The sequence below is a fragment of the Halobellus clavatus genome (assembly GCF_900107195.1).
In the GTDB taxonomy this organism is placed as follows: Archaea; Halobacteriota; Halobacteria; order Halobacteriales; family Haloferacaceae; genus Haloquadratum; species Haloquadratum clavatum.
This window is the reverse complement of sequence record NZ_FNPB01000008.1, coordinates 49,369-65,236: the sequence shown is the minus strand read 5'-3', so window position 1 is coordinate 65,236 and position 15,868 is coordinate 49,369. Positions and strand designations below refer to the sequence as shown.

18 protein-coding genes are annotated in these 15,868 nt (G+C 66.8%); 6 read left to right on the top strand and 12 right to left on the bottom strand.

The window, feature by feature from the left end:
* Positions 1-56: 56 nt before the first annotated feature.
* Positions 57-182 carry a hypothetical protein gene (locus tag BLU74_RS19500; protein WP_281241851.1) on the bottom strand — a complete coding sequence of 42 codons (126 nt, stop codon included), beginning with the start codon at positions 180-182 and terminating at the stop codon, positions 57-59.
* A gap of 125 nt (positions 183-307) precedes the next feature.
* Between BLU74_RS19500 and BLU74_RS12130 the strand changes: the two genes are divergently transcribed.
* Positions 308-568: a hypothetical protein gene (locus tag BLU74_RS12130; protein WP_089767585.1), complete on the top strand. Its 261-nt coding sequence runs from the start codon at positions 308-310 to the stop codon at positions 566-568.
* A gap of 39 nt (positions 569-607) precedes the next feature.
* Here BLU74_RS12130 and BLU74_RS12125 read toward each other — a convergent pair whose 3' ends face one another.
* The 7 genes from BLU74_RS12125 to BLU74_RS12095 all read right to left on the bottom strand — a co-directional run bounded on the left by BLU74_RS12125 (position 608) and on the right by BLU74_RS12095 (position 8,237).
* The gene (locus tag BLU74_RS12125) at positions 608-1,414 is read right to left on the bottom strand and encodes a metallophosphoesterase (protein WP_089767582.1); all 807 of its coding nucleotides are present in this window, start codon (positions 1,412-1,414) and stop codon (positions 608-610) included.
* A gap of 5 nt (positions 1,415-1,419) precedes the next feature.
* On the bottom strand, positions 1,420-3,315 hold the full coding sequence (locus BLU74_RS12120; RefSeq protein WP_089767579.1) for a hypothetical protein: 1,896 nt from the start codon (positions 3,313-3,315) through the stop codon (positions 1,420-1,422).
* Complete coding sequence (locus tag BLU74_RS12115; protein WP_089767577.1) at positions 3,312-4,583, bottom strand: Single-stranded DNA binding protein; 1,272 nt, start codon at positions 4,581-4,583, stop codon at positions 3,312-3,314. The genes BLU74_RS12120 and BLU74_RS12115 overlap by 4 nt, the downstream gene beginning before the upstream one ends.
* A gap of 200 nt (positions 4,584-4,783) precedes the next feature.
* Positions 4,784-5,101: a DUF7520 family protein gene (locus BLU74_RS12110; RefSeq protein ID WP_449271657.1), complete on the bottom strand. Its 318-nt coding sequence runs from the start codon at positions 5,099-5,101 to the stop codon at positions 4,784-4,786.
* A gap of 265 nt (positions 5,102-5,366) precedes the next feature.
* Positions 5,367-7,133, bottom strand: a complete 1,767-nt coding sequence (locus BLU74_RS12105; RefSeq protein WP_089767824.1) for a cbb3-type cytochrome c oxidase subunit I — start codon at positions 7,131-7,133, stop codon at positions 5,367-5,369.
* Positions 7,134-7,383: 250 nt separating this feature from the next.
* Positions 7,384-7,752, bottom strand: coding sequence for a DUF6684 family protein (locus BLU74_RS12100; protein ID WP_089767574.1), 369 nt, complete (start codon positions 7,750-7,752; stop codon positions 7,384-7,386).
* 119 nt (positions 7,753-7,871) lie between these two features.
* Positions 7,872-8,237 (bottom strand): DUF7541 family protein, encoded by a 366-nt coding sequence (locus BLU74_RS12095; protein WP_089767572.1) that lies wholly within the window; start codon positions 8,235-8,237, stop codon positions 7,872-7,874.
* A 116-nt stretch (positions 8,238-8,353) separates the two neighbouring features.
* Here BLU74_RS12095 and BLU74_RS12090 point away from each other — a divergent pair, with 116 nt between their 5' ends.
* From BLU74_RS12090 to BLU74_RS12070, 5 genes are all read left to right on the top strand, one after another.
* Complete coding sequence (locus BLU74_RS12090) at positions 8,354-9,466, top strand: OBG GTPase family GTP-binding protein (RefSeq protein WP_089767570.1); 1,113 nt, start codon at positions 8,354-8,356, stop codon at positions 9,464-9,466.
* 6 nt (positions 9,467-9,472) lie between these two features.
* Complete coding sequence (locus tag BLU74_RS12085) at positions 9,473-9,952, top strand: TIGR04206 family protein (RefSeq protein WP_089767568.1); 480 nt, start codon at positions 9,473-9,475, stop codon at positions 9,950-9,952.
* Between the two features lie 145 nt (positions 9,953-10,097).
* Positions 10,098-10,868 (top strand): VOC family protein, encoded by a 771-nt coding sequence (locus tag BLU74_RS12080; protein WP_089767564.1) that lies wholly within the window; start codon positions 10,098-10,100, stop codon positions 10,866-10,868.
* Positions 10,869-10,943: 75 nt separating this feature from the next.
* Positions 10,944-11,867: an archaeosortase A gene (gene artA / locus BLU74_RS12075; protein WP_089767561.1), complete on the top strand. Its 924-nt coding sequence runs from the start codon at positions 10,944-10,946 to the stop codon at positions 11,865-11,867.
* A 59-nt stretch (positions 11,868-11,926) separates the two neighbouring features.
* Positions 11,927-12,337 carry a DUF4260 family protein gene (locus BLU74_RS12070; RefSeq protein ID WP_089767559.1) on the top strand — a complete coding sequence of 137 codons (411 nt, stop codon included), beginning with the start codon at positions 11,927-11,929 and terminating at the stop codon, positions 12,335-12,337.
* Between the two features lie 69 nt (positions 12,338-12,406).
* Here the strand turns inward: BLU74_RS12070 and dph5 are convergent, their stop codons facing one another.
* From dph5 to BLU74_RS12050, 4 genes are all read right to left on the bottom strand, one after another.
* A complete protein-coding gene (gene dph5, locus BLU74_RS12065; protein ID WP_089767556.1) occupies positions 12,407-13,186 on the bottom strand; it encodes a diphthine synthase in 780 nt (259 codons plus the stop codon).
* Between the two features lie 127 nt (positions 13,187-13,313).
* Positions 13,314-13,529, bottom strand: coding sequence for a DUF8149 family protein (locus BLU74_RS12060; RefSeq protein ID WP_089767554.1), 216 nt, complete (start codon positions 13,527-13,529; stop codon positions 13,314-13,316).
* 222 nt (positions 13,530-13,751) lie between these two features.
* Positions 13,752-14,612, bottom strand: a complete 861-nt coding sequence (locus BLU74_RS12055; RefSeq protein WP_089767551.1) for a cytochrome c oxidase subunit 3 — start codon at positions 14,610-14,612, stop codon at positions 13,752-13,754.
* 87 nt (positions 14,613-14,699) lie between these two features.
* The gene (locus BLU74_RS12050; RefSeq protein ID WP_089767549.1) at positions 14,700-15,773 is read right to left on the bottom strand and encodes a phytoene/squalene synthase family protein; all 1,074 of its coding nucleotides are present in this window, start codon (positions 15,771-15,773) and stop codon (positions 14,700-14,702) included.
* Positions 15,774-15,868 lie beyond the last annotated feature (95 nt).

Here is a 15,868-nt window from a genome sequence, read left to right as displayed (position 1 = left end):
CTACCGGCGCGAGCGGATTAAGCGCAGCGTTCGGGCGGTCCCGGCCGGCCGGCGGATCACTCGACGAAGACTCTGAGCGCGACGCCGGTGGCCGCCACGAGCACACCCAATATGAACGTGCCCGGGATCGGGAGCGCGAACAACAGTACACCAGCGATCAGCACGATCGTCGAGGTTCGCATACGTCACGCTCGCGCTGGGGCGCAAAAAGATCGGCGCCGACAGGACCGGCCGGGCCGTCGGCCTCGCCGACGGACGAGACTCCAGGTGGCTGCGTATTTTTGTGTTCGCTGACGAAACGGCACCTGTGAATCCCCGGAATACGTTCTGGAGTGCCCTCCTCGCGTACGGTCTCTTCTCGATCGCGTCAGTCGCCGATTCGTTCCGTCTCAGCGACACGAGCGCAGTCGTCAGCGCCGCCGCCGGTGCGCTCATCGTCGCGAGCGCCGCATACGCGCTCCGCAGACCCGAAGACGTTGGCGGCCCCGAGAAGTGGGATCTCACTGTCGTCGCCGCCGTCCTCGGTGCGGTCGGCTACGCGCTCGCCCTGCTGATCGGTGGGATCTGAGCGACCGCCGTGTCCGCGGCCGATCCGAATCGACCCCGGTCAGACCGTCCGGTACGGCCCGAGTCTGGTGCCGTCGAGGAGGTACGCGTCGACGGCGTCGGCGACGAGCGCGTCGGGGAGGAACGGCGAGAGGAACCCCTGTCCCTCGACGTTCACCCAGGTCCCACCGGAGCGGTCGTTGAACGCCGGAAAGACGACGACCGCTGGATTCCGCCAGTCGAGGTCGTCGGCCGCGACGCCCAGATGGTCGGCGAACGGCTCCGGACGGAGCGGGCCACGGAGCCACGCGCGCTCTTTGCGCCCGCCGCCGACCTCGTCTTCGAGGCGCACCGCGGGATGCTCGTGACCGACGCAGAGGATATCGCTCTCGACGACTGCCCGTGCGGGCCAGGTGTGCCCGTGGAGGAACCCGACGCGACCCAGTCGGGTCCCCGCTGGCTCCGTGATCGCGAGCGGGTGCCGTCCTGACTGGCCGAACTCGTCGGGATCGAACCCGGCGTCGTGGTTGCCGCGGACGATCGTCACCGGCACGCGGTCGAGGACCGCCGTCAACAGGGTGGCGAGTTCGTCGGCCTCCCGGTCGCCGGCGTCGCCGATCCGGTGCCCGAGGTCGCCGAGGACGACGAGTCGGTCGGGATCGACGCGATCGAGCAGGCCGACCAGACGGATCCGCCGGAGGTCGGCGTTGCTTTCGAGTTCGACCCCGCGCTCGTACCGGAGTCCGACCTCGATGCCGGCGTGGTAGTCGGCCACGACGAGGGCCGTCTCGCCATCGACGGACGCGCGGGCGGCGGGGGCGCCCGGGACGGGTTCGACGAGCGCCGGCCCCGAATCGGCTCCGGCCATCCGCGTCAGATCGCCTTCAGCGTCCCCTCGGAGGGCTCATAGCACTGTCCACTCATCAGCGCCTCCTGGATGGCGTCTTCGACGGCGTCGGGGTCGACGCCGTACTCGTCGACGACCGCCGCGAGGACGGCCTCGCGGTCGGCCCCGTCGCCGTCGTCGAGTTCCGCCATCACCGAGACCGCGGCGGCTTCGAGGTCGACGTCCGATGGGTCGGTCTCGCGCGCCTCGGCGACGGCGTCCGACGACGCCGAAGCGTCCGGGTCGTCTGGTGACGAGTGATCGGCGGACGGGTCGTCCCCGGGCGAGTCCTCGACTGCGGCCGGTGATTCCTCGGTCGGGTCGGCGGAATCGACCGCTGTCTCCGCGTCGGTCTCCGCCGAGTCGGTCCCCGTGTCGGGAGTCGAATCGACCCTGGAATCGTCCGCTGTCGAGTCCTCGCTCGGCACCGCACCGGCAGCCGCCGATTCCAGTTCCTCGACGTCCGGGACGTCGATGTCGGCCTCTCCCGGTTCACTGACCTCGTTCCCGGTCGAGAACTCGGTCCCGTACTCGGCCTCGATCTCCGCGCGCTCCTCGGGGTCGAGTTCGTACATCTCGCCCTCGTCGAGGTCGGGGTCGGCGGCCGCCGACGCTTCGTCGGCCGCCGGTTCGTCGGCCGTCGATTCGTTGCCACCCGCCGGTTCGTCGCCGCTCGTCGTCCCTCCGCCGACTGCGGGGCCCTCGTCGCCCGTCGGTTCGTCGGCGACGACTGCCTCGTCCTCGACGCCGAAGTCGCCGAGGCCGTCGGACCCCGAGTCGGGGTCGTCCGCTGGCGCTGCCGCGTTCACGGGGTCGTCGCCGACGCCAGCCGCCTCCGATGCGGTCGGTTCGTCGGCGGCCGGTTCGCTCTCGGTCTGTTCGGCGTCAGCGCCGGGATCCGAGGCGGTGCTCTCTGGGGCCTCTGCCGTCTCCGCAGTGTCGGAAGCCCCGGATGCGGACTCGCCGTCGGAGGCGTCGTCGACGCTCCCCGGGGACTCCGCGTCGGTGACGTCGGCGCCGGTGTCGGACCCCGTCGCTGCCGCGTCGTCTGTCACTTCCGTGGTGGTGGCGTCCGTCGATTCGTCGGCGGAGGCGCCGCCCGCACTCGAAGCCGTCCCGCCGACGGCAGAAGCGACGTCCTCGTCCGCCGTGGCCGACGCCGCGGCGACGGCGGGGAGCGGGCCGAGCGTGTCGGGGCCGGTCTCGTCGGGGGCGACGTCGAGACTGTCGACCGCTTCGCGGTCGCCGGCGACGAGTTCCAGCCCCTGGACCGCCATCGTCCGGACGGCTTCGAGGTAGTGCTCGGTGGGTTCGTAGTGATCGAGCGCGAGCGCGACCCCCTGTGCGAGCGCCCCCTCGACCCCCCGAGATTCGAGTGTCGCGCGCAGGTCGTCGCCGCGCGCGTCTATTTTCAGCGCCGCGGCTGTCGTCGCGATGCGGTCGAGCGTCGCCTCCGCGGCGGCCACGACCCAGCGGTCCCGGGTGTCGGCGTCGACTTCGTTGAGACTCTCCGGCCGGACCGAGGTGAAGATGCGGTCGGAGTCATCGGGTTGGTACGTCCGGGCCTTCCCCGTCAGCGAGACGAACGACGGGGGCGTCGCGCGTTCGAGGAAGGCCATCGCGTCCGGCTGGTACTGCCCGGCGTAACTGACGAAGACGCCCGTGGGGTCGGCGACCCGCCCACGCACAATCTCGTCGTTGACCGCCTCGACTTCGGTGAGCGCGCCGACGGCGAACAGGCGGTTGATGCGCGCGCCCGTCGGCGTCACGACGTAGTTCGGGGCGCGCTCCTCGTCGCCCTCCGAGTACGAGAGCGTCGCGTCGTCGAACTCGGCCGCGAAGACGCGGCGGGCGACCTCGCGGGTCTGTGGCGCGTCGCTCACGAGCGCACCTCCGTCAGGAGTTCGGTCGCACGCGTCGCGGGATCGTCGTCCGCACGCTCGAACTCGCTGCCCTCGACGTTCGCGCCGTATTCGTCCACCGAGAGGTTACCTCGGACCCGGTACTCGTGGCCGACGACGCGCTCGCGGATCTCGTCGGCGACGACTTCCTTACTCATCGCGTCGCGGGCGGCCGCCATCGCCTCTTCGAGCGTGCCGCCGTACAGTTCCTCGGTCAGGTCCCGATCCAGGATCGCCGTCACCGTCCCCGTCCCGTCGTCGACGATCGCCTTCACGCGCATATCGTCCTCGCCGTCGACCTCGCCGTGCGTGCGGCACTGTCCGTTCTGGAGGACGCGTCCGCACTCGGGGCAGCGCTCGATGAGCCCAGAGCCGTCCCGGACTTCGAGGACGTTGCCGACGAGTTCGACATCGAAGAGCCCGCCGGAGCCGACCGCCTCGGCGATCCGCATCCGCGGGGCCTCATCTTCGACCGCGACCTCGCGGGAGAGCGGCGTGACGGTCGAGAACTCAGAGAGGTTGACCTGCGGCACGCCGCGGAACTCGCGGACGTACACCTCCTCGAACCGGAAGTCGTGACCTTCGCGAAGTTCCGATCGGGCCTCCCAGTCGGTGAACGGCAACCGTCCCGTCTCGTCGGCCACGACGCCCTCGCGAATCGTCGTCTCGCCGTTCCGACCGTCGATGACGCGCTCGTTCGCCTTGAGCACGCGGACCTCGACGTTCCGCCCACGGTCGCCCGCGCGGAGTTCGACGAGGTCGGTGTCGCCGCCGACCTCGTAGGGCACGTCGACGGGGTCAGTCTCGAGCGCGACGGTCGACGACTGGCCGACGTTCAGTTCTGGGTCGCCGTCCCACTCGCGGACGCCGGCGTTGCCGATCGTGATCGAGTCACCGGGCTCGAACCCGAAGTCCTCCCAGGCGGTGTAGGAGATCTTGCCGGTCGCATCCGCGAACTCGCCCTCGCGGATGACCTGTTCGTCACCCTGATACCTGATCGAGCGGCGGCCGACAGAGAGCACGCGCACGGTGACGGTGACGTTGCCGTCCTCGGGCGTCACCGCGGCGACGTCCTTCGTCGTCGGCGTGGCGTCGCTTCCGTCGCTCCCGCCGTGCTTCCGACGGATACTCTGTTTCGCCTCGTCGATCGGGACGCTATACGACACGAGGTTCTCCAGGTCGTCTTTGACCTCCGCTTTGTCGACACCGAGGGCGGAGGCGAGCTCCTCGGCGTGTTCGTCTACGTCCATCGGTCGAGACTACAGCCGCCTGGAATAAAAAGGGTCGCGGGGAGCCGATCCGACGCTGACGAAGGTTCATATCAGATGGGGGGTCCACCGACCCTATGACGTGAGGATCGAACCCACGCCGGTCCGCGGGTGTCCGGCACGCCGTCGTGGGTCTGCTGCCTGCCGGCTGTTCGCCATCTCTTCGGCCTCGAAGACTGCACTCACTCGCCGTCGATCGACTGCGAGACGTAGACGACCAGCGCGAGCGGGACGCCGAGAACAAGCGCGAGCGTCAGCCCCCCGTAGAGCGCGAACCCGAGTGGCGTCGGCGGCAGCGCCACGAGAAACAGAAACCGCGGCGCGGTGAGTCCGTCGACGAACGTTCCGGTCAACAACCCGGCCGTCGCCCCGACGGCGACGAGCGCGACGTACAGTTGGATGACGAACCGGGAGCCGTCTCGCCCCGCTTCGGTCGCGTCGCCGGACTCTCCCTCGCTGGCTTGTGCACCCGCGTCAGGATCGGCCTCCCGTTCGGTCACATCGGACGTGTGTCTCGCGAGCGCTTAAACGGCCCGTTCTGGCGGGCTCACGGGACCGACGGACCTTTGCCCGACGGCGGCGAACGGTGGGTATGACCGATCGAGATCTCCTCGGGATTATCCTGGCTGCAGTCGTCGTCCTGATGTTTGCGACGGGCATCGTCCTCGTCGTCTGATCGGGAGCGAACCGTATCGGGACGGGCCGGTCGGCGTTCTGGCCGATGTCGTAACAGCGTGAAAAACACGGATCGAGCGTCGGTCGCAGTCAGTCGTCGGCTGCGTCGACGTCGCCGCCGTCAGTCCGGACTGACTCTTCCTCGTCGCCGCCGTCGGTCAGCACGGAGTCTTCCTCCTCGCCACCGTCGGCGATCGCCGTCTGGAGCTTCTGGTCGTACCAGTCCCACTCGGCCGTGTAGAGGCCAGATTCGCGGAGATCCCACGGATCGCCGTCGTCGACCGTGGGGCCTTCGAGCCACGACTGGACGAAGTTCCACACGAAGATGACCTGCCCCACGAACAGGATCAGGGCGCCGATCGTCGCGACCTGGTGGAGCGACGCGAACTGCGGGAGGTACGTCGCGTAGCGCCGCGGCATCCCGCCGTAGCCGAGCAGGATCATCGCGAAGAACGTGATGTTCGTCCCGACCATCGAGAGCCAGAAGTGCGCCTTGCCCAGGGTCTTCTGGTACATCCGGCCGGTGTAGAGCGGGTACCAGTAGTAGAGGCCCGCGAAGCCGGCGAACGCGATCGCGCCCATCACGACGTAGTGGAAGTGCCCGACGACGTAGTAGGTGTCGTGGAGGATCAGGTCCACCGGGATCGACGCCAGGAAGACACCGGTGACGCCGCCGATGATGAAGTTCGAGACGAAGCCGATACAGAACAGCATCGGCGTGGTCAACCGCACCCGGCCGTTCCACATCGTCGTGATCCAGTTGAACGTCTTCACGGCGCTCGGAATCGCGATTGCGAGCGAGACGGCCATGAACGAGGCGCGAAGTCGGGGATCCATCCCCGTCGCGAACATGTGGTGCGCCCAGACGCCGAACGAGAGGACCCCGATCGCGAGCGTCGAGTAGACGACGAACTTGAAGCCGAACAGCCGCCGGCCGGAGAACCGCGGGAGGACGTAACTGACGATGCCCATCGGCGGCAACACCAGAATGTAGACTTCGGGGTGGCCGAAGAACCAGAACAGGTGCTGCCACAGCATCGCCCCGCCCTCACCGGCGAAGAACGTCGTGCCGAAGTTGCGGTCGAACAGGAGCATCACGAGCGCGCTGCCGAGCAGCGGGAAGGCGAACAGGATGAGTCCCGACTGCGTGAGGATCGTCCACGAGAAGATGTCGAGGTTCGCCCACGAGACGTCGTCGCCGCGCTCGGTGAAGATGGTCGCGATGAAGTTGATCGACCCCATCGTGGCCGAAACGCCCGAGAGATGGAGTCCGAGAAGCATCAGGTCGACGCCGGCGTTGGCCTGATTACCGGCACCGACACCCGCAGACAGCGGCGTGTACATCGTCCAGGCGGTCTGTGCCGGGATAAGATCCGGGATGGGGAAGAACCCGGCCCAGATGAGCAGTGCCGCCGGGGGGAGCAGCCAGAACGCGATGGCGTTGATCCGCGGGAACGCCATATCGTCCGCGCCGATGAGCAGCGGCACCAGATAGTTCGCGAAGGCCGCGATGATGGGTGTCCCGAAGAGGAACAGCATCGTGATGCCGTGGCTCGTCAGCAGTGAGTTGTAGAACTGATTGGAGATGAACGACATCCCCGGGTCGATCAGTTCGATCCGCATCACGGTGACCATCAGTCCGCCGACCACGAAGGCGATCAGACCGTACGTACCGTACAGGAGTCCGATGTCCTTGTGATCGACTGTCGTGAGCCAGCGGATGATCCCGGACGGTTTCTCTTCCGAGACGTACCCTTCCTGCTGTCCGAGCGCACCACCGCCCCCGATCGGGGTGTACGAGCGCCAGTTCTCGATCCGCGCCAGCCACGCGGCGACGGCCACGAGGAAAATCCCCATCAGGACCGTCAGTGCGAGCTGTCCGTTGACCTGCATAGAAGCACCTGAGGAACGAAAGGTAATGAAAGGTTCGGGACGGTGGCGGTCGATGCGCAGGGATCGTTGCACCGGGCGAAACCGTGAGACATCGGACGGACCGACGGGGGCGAAAACTGCGGCCGGCGGCGACAACGATGCCCCGAACGGCAGGGTGATCGACTGCGTCGTCAGCGGTCGTCAGCCGCGTAATCAGTGGTCGTCAGCCGCGTAATCAGTGGTCGTCGGCCGCGTCGTCTGCGGTCTCACCTTCGACGGCGTTCGTCTGGTCCCGCTCGAGCGACTCGGGCGTGTCGTCGAACTCCTCGAGTGGTTCGGCACCGCGCACGCTCGCCTGCCCGGGGAGATACACGTCGCTGGAGTGCTCCGCTCCGGCGACAGCGCGGCCGGCGAAGTACGTCAGGACCGCGAGCAGGACGAACGGCACGGCGAGCAGTCCGAACTGAATCGCCGACGCCAGCGGGTCGATACCGAACGGTGCGAGCACCACGAAGCCGACGACGAAGAAGCCGATAATGAACAGCGGGACGACGTTGACCGTGAGGTCCAAGAGCGTATCCCGGTCGAAGATCTTGTTCGCCATACGCCAGCCTTTCGGTGGAGAATCAAATAGCTTGTTGGTTTCCGGTCTACGATCGGAGCGGCGGGACGGCACGCCGTCGGAAGTGGGAGGTGTACCGAGGCTCGCCGCCGATCGGTCGATCAGTACGTCGGGTCGTTGGTCGTGTTGAACGCGGAGCCGACGACTCCCGCCGCCGCCAAGATGACCGCGGCCGCGACGATCGCAAAGCCGCGGTTCGGGAGGTTGATCGTGGTGAAGACGAACCCGGCGCCCAGGGCCGCCAGCGGGATCGCGACGACGACGAGCGCCCGCCACGGCGTTCGCGCGTACCCCGATTCGGTCGCCATCCCGGCGACGCTCCCGCCGAACAACAGCAGGCCGCCGACAGCGAGCGGCAACAGTCCGAAGAGAATGCCGAGTTCGGCGATCGGGATTCCCAGCGCGATGAACAACGGCCAGGGGCTCGCCATCCGATACTGCTCAGACAGACCCGGTTCAGCGTCCATTACGTCCCGGTAGGGGCCCGATGGTACAAAGGGCTTCGATTCGCTGGGTCTCGGTCGCTGGCGCGAATCGGGCGGAAAGAACAGGTTTTTCGACGCAGGTCGTCGAACGATAACCGATGGGACTGGAAGACGAGATCGACGAACTCCGCGAGGAGATCGCGAACACGCCATATAACAAAGCCACCGAGGAGCACATCGGCCGGCTGAAGGCGAAACTCGCGGAGAAGAAAGAGAAACTCGAGAACCAGTCCTCGAGCGGCGGCGGGCACGGGTACGCAGTGGAGAAGACCGGCGACGCGACCGTCGCACTCGTCGGCTTCCCCAGCGTCGGCAAGTCGACGCTCATCAACGCGCTCACGAACGCCGACAGCGAAGTCGGCGAGTACGAGTTCACGACGCTCGACGTCAACCCCGGGATGCTGAAGCACAACGGAGCGAACATCCAGATTCTGGACGTCCCGGGTCTGATCGAGGGCGCTGCCGGGGGCCGCGGCGACGGCAAGGCGGTCCTCTCGGTCGTCCGGACGGCTGACCTCGTGGTGTTCTTGCTCTCGGTGTTCGAGATCGAGCGCTACGAGCGACTCGCACAGGAGTTGTACAACAACAAGATCCGCCTCGACACCTCGCCCCCGAACATCACCATCTCGAAGCGCGGCAAGGGCGGCATCCAGGTGACGACCTCCGACGACGTCAGCCTCGACGACGACACCATCGCGAGCGTCCTCCGCGAACACGGGTACGTCAACGCCGACGTGACCGTCCGCGGAGACATCACGATCGACGAACTCATCGACGGGATCATGGACAACCGCGTCTACCTGCCGTCGATCGTGGCGGTCAACAAGGCGGACCTGATCGACCGCGAGTACCTCCCCACCGTGAAAGAAGACCTCCGGGACGTCGGGATCGATCCCGAGGAGGCGACGTTCATCAGCGCCGAGGCCGAGAAGGGCCTCGACGCACTCAAAGAGCGGCTCTGGGAGGAACTGGGACTCATCCGGGTGTACATGGACAAGCCCGGCCGCGGCGTCGATTACGACGAACCGCTGGTCCTGATGGATGGCGAGAACACCGTCGACGACGCCCTCAGGAGACTGGGCGGGACCCTCGACGAGCGGTTCCGATTCGCGCGGGTGACGGGCCCGAGCGCGAAGCACGACGAACAGCAGGTCGGCCGCGACCACGAACTCCGGGACGAAGACGTCCTGCGCGTCGTCGCACGGAAGTGAGCACGTGTGAGCCGGGCCGACACCGCGTCGCACGCCACCTCGGAACGGACGCCCGGACCGCGGACTCGCGTCGCCCTCCTGCTTGCGCTGCTGTTGCTCCCCTGGTCGATCCAGGTGTTCACCGCCCGGGACGCCACGTTCCTGTTCGCCTGGGGACTCGTGAACACGAATCCGGTCTCGATGGTCTCGCTCCCGGAATTTCTGTTCGTGTACACGCGGGGTCTCCCCGAGTTCATCCTCGCGTGGCCGCTGTCGGTGATCTGTTACGCCCTCGCGCTCGCGAGCGCGGTGGTCGGGTGGCTGGCCGGACGAGAGGATCCCCGCGTCACGGCGGGCCTCCTCGCTCTCGCCGCGATCGCACAGGTGCGACTCGCGTGGGGATTCTCCATCCAGCCGAACCGGACGGCGTGGCCACTGGCGACGTTCGGACTGCTCGTCGTCGTCTGGTGGAGTTACTGGCCACAACTCCGCGCGACGGTCCGGTGAAACGGACGGAGATCACCCGATTCGACGGACGGAGACGGGTGGAAGACTGCCGTGACCGCGGGTGACAGATCCCGGGGGGGCGGGATCCGAACACAGAACGCCGCGTTCGGCATCCTTTTTCACCGCGGCACTCGATGTGTCGTCTATGTCCGGAGTACTCGATCACGTGATGATGCGGGTCGAAGACCTCGACGCGTCGCTCGATTGGTACACGACCCACCTGAACTACGAGGAGAAGGGCCGCTGGGAGGCCGACACCTTCACTAACGTCTATCTCGGTCCCGAGGAGATGCACGAAGAGGGTGCGATGCTCGAACTCACCTACAACCACGACGACCGCACCTACGAGATGGGCGACGCCTGGGGCCACATCGCCGTCCGCGTCCCCGAGGGAGAACTCGAATCCCACTACGAGCAGTTGCTGGACGAGGGCGTCGATGACTACCGCGACCCCGAATCCTGCGGCGGCCGCTACGCCTTCGTGAAAGACCCCGACGGCCACGAGGTCGAGATCGTCCAGCGCGACGCCGACCTGCCGACGTGGAGCCTCGATCACACGATGATCCGCGTCGAGGACGCCGACGAGGCGCTGGGGTTCTGGACCCGGAAGTTCGAGTACGTCCCCGACGGTCGCTGGGAATCCGACACCTTCGCGAACTACTTTATGAAGCCGAAGGGCGCCTCGGACGCCGCGATGACCGTCGAACTCACGTACAACTACGACGGCCGCTCGTACACGATGGGCGACGCGTGGGGACACCTCTGTGTCCGCGCCGACGACCTCCACGAGTACTGGGAGACGCTGATGGAACGCGGAGCCGAGGACTACCGTGACCCCGAATCCTGCAACGACCGGTACGCGTTCACCACGGATCAGGACGGTCACGAAATCGAAGTGCTGAACCCCGAGTCGTAAGCGGCCGGAACCGGATTCGCGCCGCCGGCGCACGGAACGACAAGGGATTTATTCCTCAACCGCATTCTCACGCCTATGCCCGGCCTGCTCTCCGATTCGCTCGCGTGGGCCGTCATTCTCCTCTTCGGCGTCGGCGTGCTCTCTGAGGACAGAAACGAGCGACTCGCGCGAGCCCTCACCACGGCCGCGTGGGTCGGCTTCGCCGTCTTTTGGCTCCAGTTGGTTCCCCACTTCGCGTTCGAGCAGAAGAGCTACGTCGAGGGTATCCTCTCGGTGGCGGCGGTGCCCGCGTCGCTGTACACTGGCTATCTCCTGTGGAACGGCCGAGGTACGCTGTTCGTTCTCTCGCGGGCGGTCGCCGCGATGGGACTGATCTACCTGCCCTTCGAGACCATTCCGGCGCTCTCGCTGTTCGGCGTCTCGATCCCCGCCCCCCGCGGGATCCTGATGGAGACCGTCGCCGACCAGACGAGCGCGCTCGTACACGCGCTCGGCTACACGCCCGAGATGATCGTCGGCGAGCAGGGCTATCACAACACGTTCCTCTTCTACGACGGCGACCACCGGCTGACCGTCTCGGTCGTCCTCGCGTGTACGGGACTCGGGAGCATCGCCATCTTCGGCGGCCTCATCGCCGCGGTGAAAGCCCCCCTCCGCCGCAAACTCCGCGGGCTGGCGATCGCCGTCCCCATCATTTACGGCCTGAACCTCCTGCGGACCACGTTCATCACGATTATGTTCGGCAAGCAGTATATGCAGTGGTTCGTCGACGAGATTATGCTCCTGTTCGGCTCTACGGACCCGTACATGGTCTCGTTTTTCATCTCAGATCGGATCATCAGCCAGGTGCTCGCGGTGGTCGTCCTCGTCGGGATCACCTACCTCGTCGTCCGCGAGGTCCCAGAGCTCCTGACGGTCATCGAGGACGTCCTCTACATGCTCACCGGCGACGAGTACGACCTCGAGTCGTCACTCGGACTGCGCCGTCGCGGCGTCTAACGGCGATCGTGCGGCAGTACGACCGCATCATTTTTGCTCTGAGCCGACGTTAGTATCATATGAATCCACAGACGATACTCAGGATCGAGGGGGCCGCGGCGCTGGGCGTCGCACTCGGCGGATACTACTTCCTGAGAGGGCCGCTCTGGCTACTGCTCGTCCTCGCGCTCGCGCCCGACCTGTCGATGCTCGGCTACCTCCGCGGCCCGCGACTCGGGAGCGTGACGTACAATTTCGCGCACACGTACACCGTCCCGGTCGTGGTGGGTGCGGTGGGATACGGGGTCGGCGCGCCGACTCTCACCCTCGTCGCGCTCGTGTGGATCGGCCACATCGGGGCGGATCGGCTCGTGGGGTACGGACTCAAATCACCGACGGGCTTTACGCAGACGCATCTGTCGGTCGAGCCCCAGGAGACCGCTGTGCCACAGGGTGAGTCACCGATCGCGGACGCCACGAAGCCTCGCTGAACTGCGAGAACGCGGTCGACGCTCGTCGATCCCGTTCCCGATGCCCCGGTTCGTTCCCGCTCGGTGCGCCTACAGTTCGTTCTCGCGAAGAACGTCTTCCGGGGCACCGCCGAGCGTCGCGAGCGCGTCGGACTCGACGTGATGCAGGTCGCCGGGGACGACGAGGAGGTGTAACGGGTCGCCGAACGCCCGATCGGCGAGTGCGGACAGGCGGTCCGCCGCGACGGTCGATTCGGGACTGCCGGCACGGGCGACCGCCACGCCGAGGCCGTCTTGCCACCCCTCGGCGAGCATCTCGGCTGCGACGTCGGCGGTCATATACTCGTCGCGCTCGGCTTTGATGTCGAGATACACGAGCGTGTGGAGGCCGCGTTCGCGGTTCGCCTCGATCGAGTCGACGACGCTCCCCGGGACGCCGTCGGCGCCGTGGGCGTACGGGAACGGGAGCGTGACCGCCTTTCCGAACCGGTAGTTCTGCAGTCCCGTGAGGCCGCTCGCAGCGGTCTGGGCCGTCACGCCGTGGACGACTCGCGTGTCGATCCCGCGCTCGATCGCGCGCAGTCGAAGGTCGACGTGGGTGGTCGAGATCATCGTGTCGCCGGCGGTGAGGAAGGCGACGTGCTCGTCTTCGGCGGCGTCCAGAAGGTCGGCCGGGTCCTGCTCGACGCCGGCCCGGTCGCGGACCTCGATGTCGATGTCGTGGTGCGCCGAGAGCTCGTCGACGGTCGCGCCGACGAGGTGGCTGGTGTAGAACTCGGCGGCGGCCCGATCGGCGTCGGCGAGGGCTTCGCGCCCCTCGACGGTGATCGAGCGTTCGTCGTACAGTCCGAGACCGATGAAGGTGAGCATATCGAGACCTGTGCGGCCGCGATCATAAAGCGCGTGAAAGCCGTCGTGTGCAGGTGTCGGGAACCGCGCCACACGTCGGATTCGTCTCACACCGTCGCCTGCAGCGCCTCCCCACCGCCTCGGTGGATCAGGGCTCCTCGTCGAGCAGTCCGAGGTCGTCGGCGACGGCGTCTGCGAGTGCGTCGGCCAGGACCGGATCGACCTGCGCCTTCTCCGCCCCGTCGTGACGCTTCTCGTTGTGTGCATCCAGCGACTCGCGCAGTTCCGAGAGCGGGACGCGCGAGGTCGTATCGCAGGCCTCGCACACGATCGGCACCGTCGGATCGTCGGACTCGTCGCTCATATCTGATAACGCACCACGAACGGTGAAAACTGATCCGGTTCGGGAGGCCGCAGGCACCCGAGCGTCTCGGGTCGCCCGAGCACGCCCGGAGAGACTCGACATCTCGGAGGCGTCCGATCGCGGTCCGACGTCCCGGATACGGCGCGGAGCCGGGGCTCCAGACGTCGGTGGAGAAACGGTGGAATCAGAAGAATCCGAAAGGGGGCGCCTCGGCTCGCTGCGTCAGCCGCCGACTTCCGCGCCGACGTAGAGAACGACGACGAGGAAGATCCAGACGACGTCGACGAAGTGCCAATACATCGAGGCCGTACTCACGGAGACGTGGCGTTCCGCGGAGTACTGTCCCAGCAGCGCGCGGGCGAACACGATCCCTAGGAGGACCGCGCCGAGGCTGACGTGGAGACCGTGCAGCCCGGTGAGGCCGAAGAACGCCGATCCGAAGAACCCGGAGGTGAGCGTGAAGCCCTCGTGGATGATGAACTCGTAGTACTCATACACCTGCCCGCCGATGAAGACGACCCCGAGGAGGAGCGTGCCCGCGAGCCCGCCGATGAACTTGCGCCGGTCGTTCTTCCGGATGGCGAGGTGCGCGTAGTGGAGCGTGATCGACGACAGGATCAGCAGTGCCGTGTTGATGAGGACGAGCGAGCCCGTCAGCTCCGGAATGCCGACGAAGATCGATTCCCAGTCGCCCGTGCGGATGTAGAAGTAATAGCCGAACAGGCCGCCGAACGTCGCCAACTCCGACCCGAGGAACGCGAGCATTCCCCAGCGGAGTTTGTTCGCGCTCTGGGCGCTCGCATCCCGAGACCAGAACTTGACAACGAACGCGTGATACGTCCAGCCGTACAGTCCGACGAGGAAGATGCCGATCGTGGCGACGAGCGCGGCGGGGCCGACCATCGGGCCGACGATGGCGCTGTCACCCCGACCGAGAATGTACAGCGCGGCCGCGACGTAGACGCCAGCCGCCCCGAGTGCGGTGACGAACGGCCACCAACTGGCCTCGCCGAACCCGCGGGGCCAGTCCTCGACCGCCGGGAGGTGGTGTCCGTGGTCGTCGTGTGCTTCTTCGGTACCCATAGACGACCCTTTCGATCCGACGACTAAAAACCCTCCCAAAACGCGCGGTGTCTCAGGGAACGCCACCGAGTGCCGAATCGGGCGGTCTCAGTCCGCACTCGACAGCGTCCGGTGGTACGGACCCGCTTCGATGTCCTCTCGGAGTTGGCCGAGCGCGTCGCGGTCGCGGCCGGCGCTCATATCGCTCACGACTGCCAGCACCTCCTCGCGGGAGATCTTGACGCCCGTCGAGGAGAGCGCGTCCTCGGGTCGCGAGAGGAGTTCGCGGAGCGTCCCCACCGCGAGGAGGAAGGGGATCGCCCACGCTTCGAGCGTGTTCCCGTCACGGAGCGGGACGGTCTCGAGGTACGTCTGCGCGTCGTCGAGGAACGACCCGGCGAGTTCGGCGGTCCGGCGGACGACCGACGCCGCGTTCGCGCGGTGGTCGTCGTCGACGAGTTGTTCCTGTGGGACGCCGGCATCTTGCAGCCACTCGGCCGGAAGGTAGACGTTGTCTTCGGCGGTGTAGTCGTCGTAGACGTCTTTCGAGATGTTGACCAGTTGCAGCAGGAGCCCGAACTCCTCGGCGGTGTCGTAGAGGCGCTGTCGTCGGTCGGTGGAGACGTCATGTCGCGTGACGAGGTTCGTGATGAGATTGCCGACGGTCCCCGCCGCGTAGTAACAGTACTCTTCGAGTTCGCTGCGGGTCTGGATGCGGAGTCCACCTTCGTCCTCGTAGCGCTCGACGAACGTCGCCATCCCCTGGACCAGTTCGCGGGCTGGCGGAACGATCGCCTCCTGGACGTCGTCCGGGAGGCTGTTGAACGTCCGGAGGACGCGCGGCGAGTCGCGGACGACCGCCCAGTCGTCGGTCAGTTCGTCCGCGGGGAGGTGCGGTTCGACCGCGGCCGCGAACGCCTCGGCCTCGGTGTCGTCCGCGGGGTCGAGCACGGCGTCGTACGTGTCGAGTAACGCCGCCTGTTCTGCCGGCGGAATGTGCGATGCGTCTTCGACGGTGTCGGCGATCCGGCAGACGAGATACCCGAGACAGATGTACGACGACATCGGCTCGTCGAGCACGTCCACCGTGAGCGCGAAAGTGCGAGAGACTCCCTGGACCGACTCGTGACACCACTGGAGGTCGGCTTCGTCGACTCGGGGACGTTCTTCCTGCTGAGACATTCGGAGTGTGACCCACTACGAAGGGCGGCTTAAAAAACTTCGTGGGGAAACACGCAGGGGTATCGTGATCGCCCGCGCCTCGAACCCAGATCTGG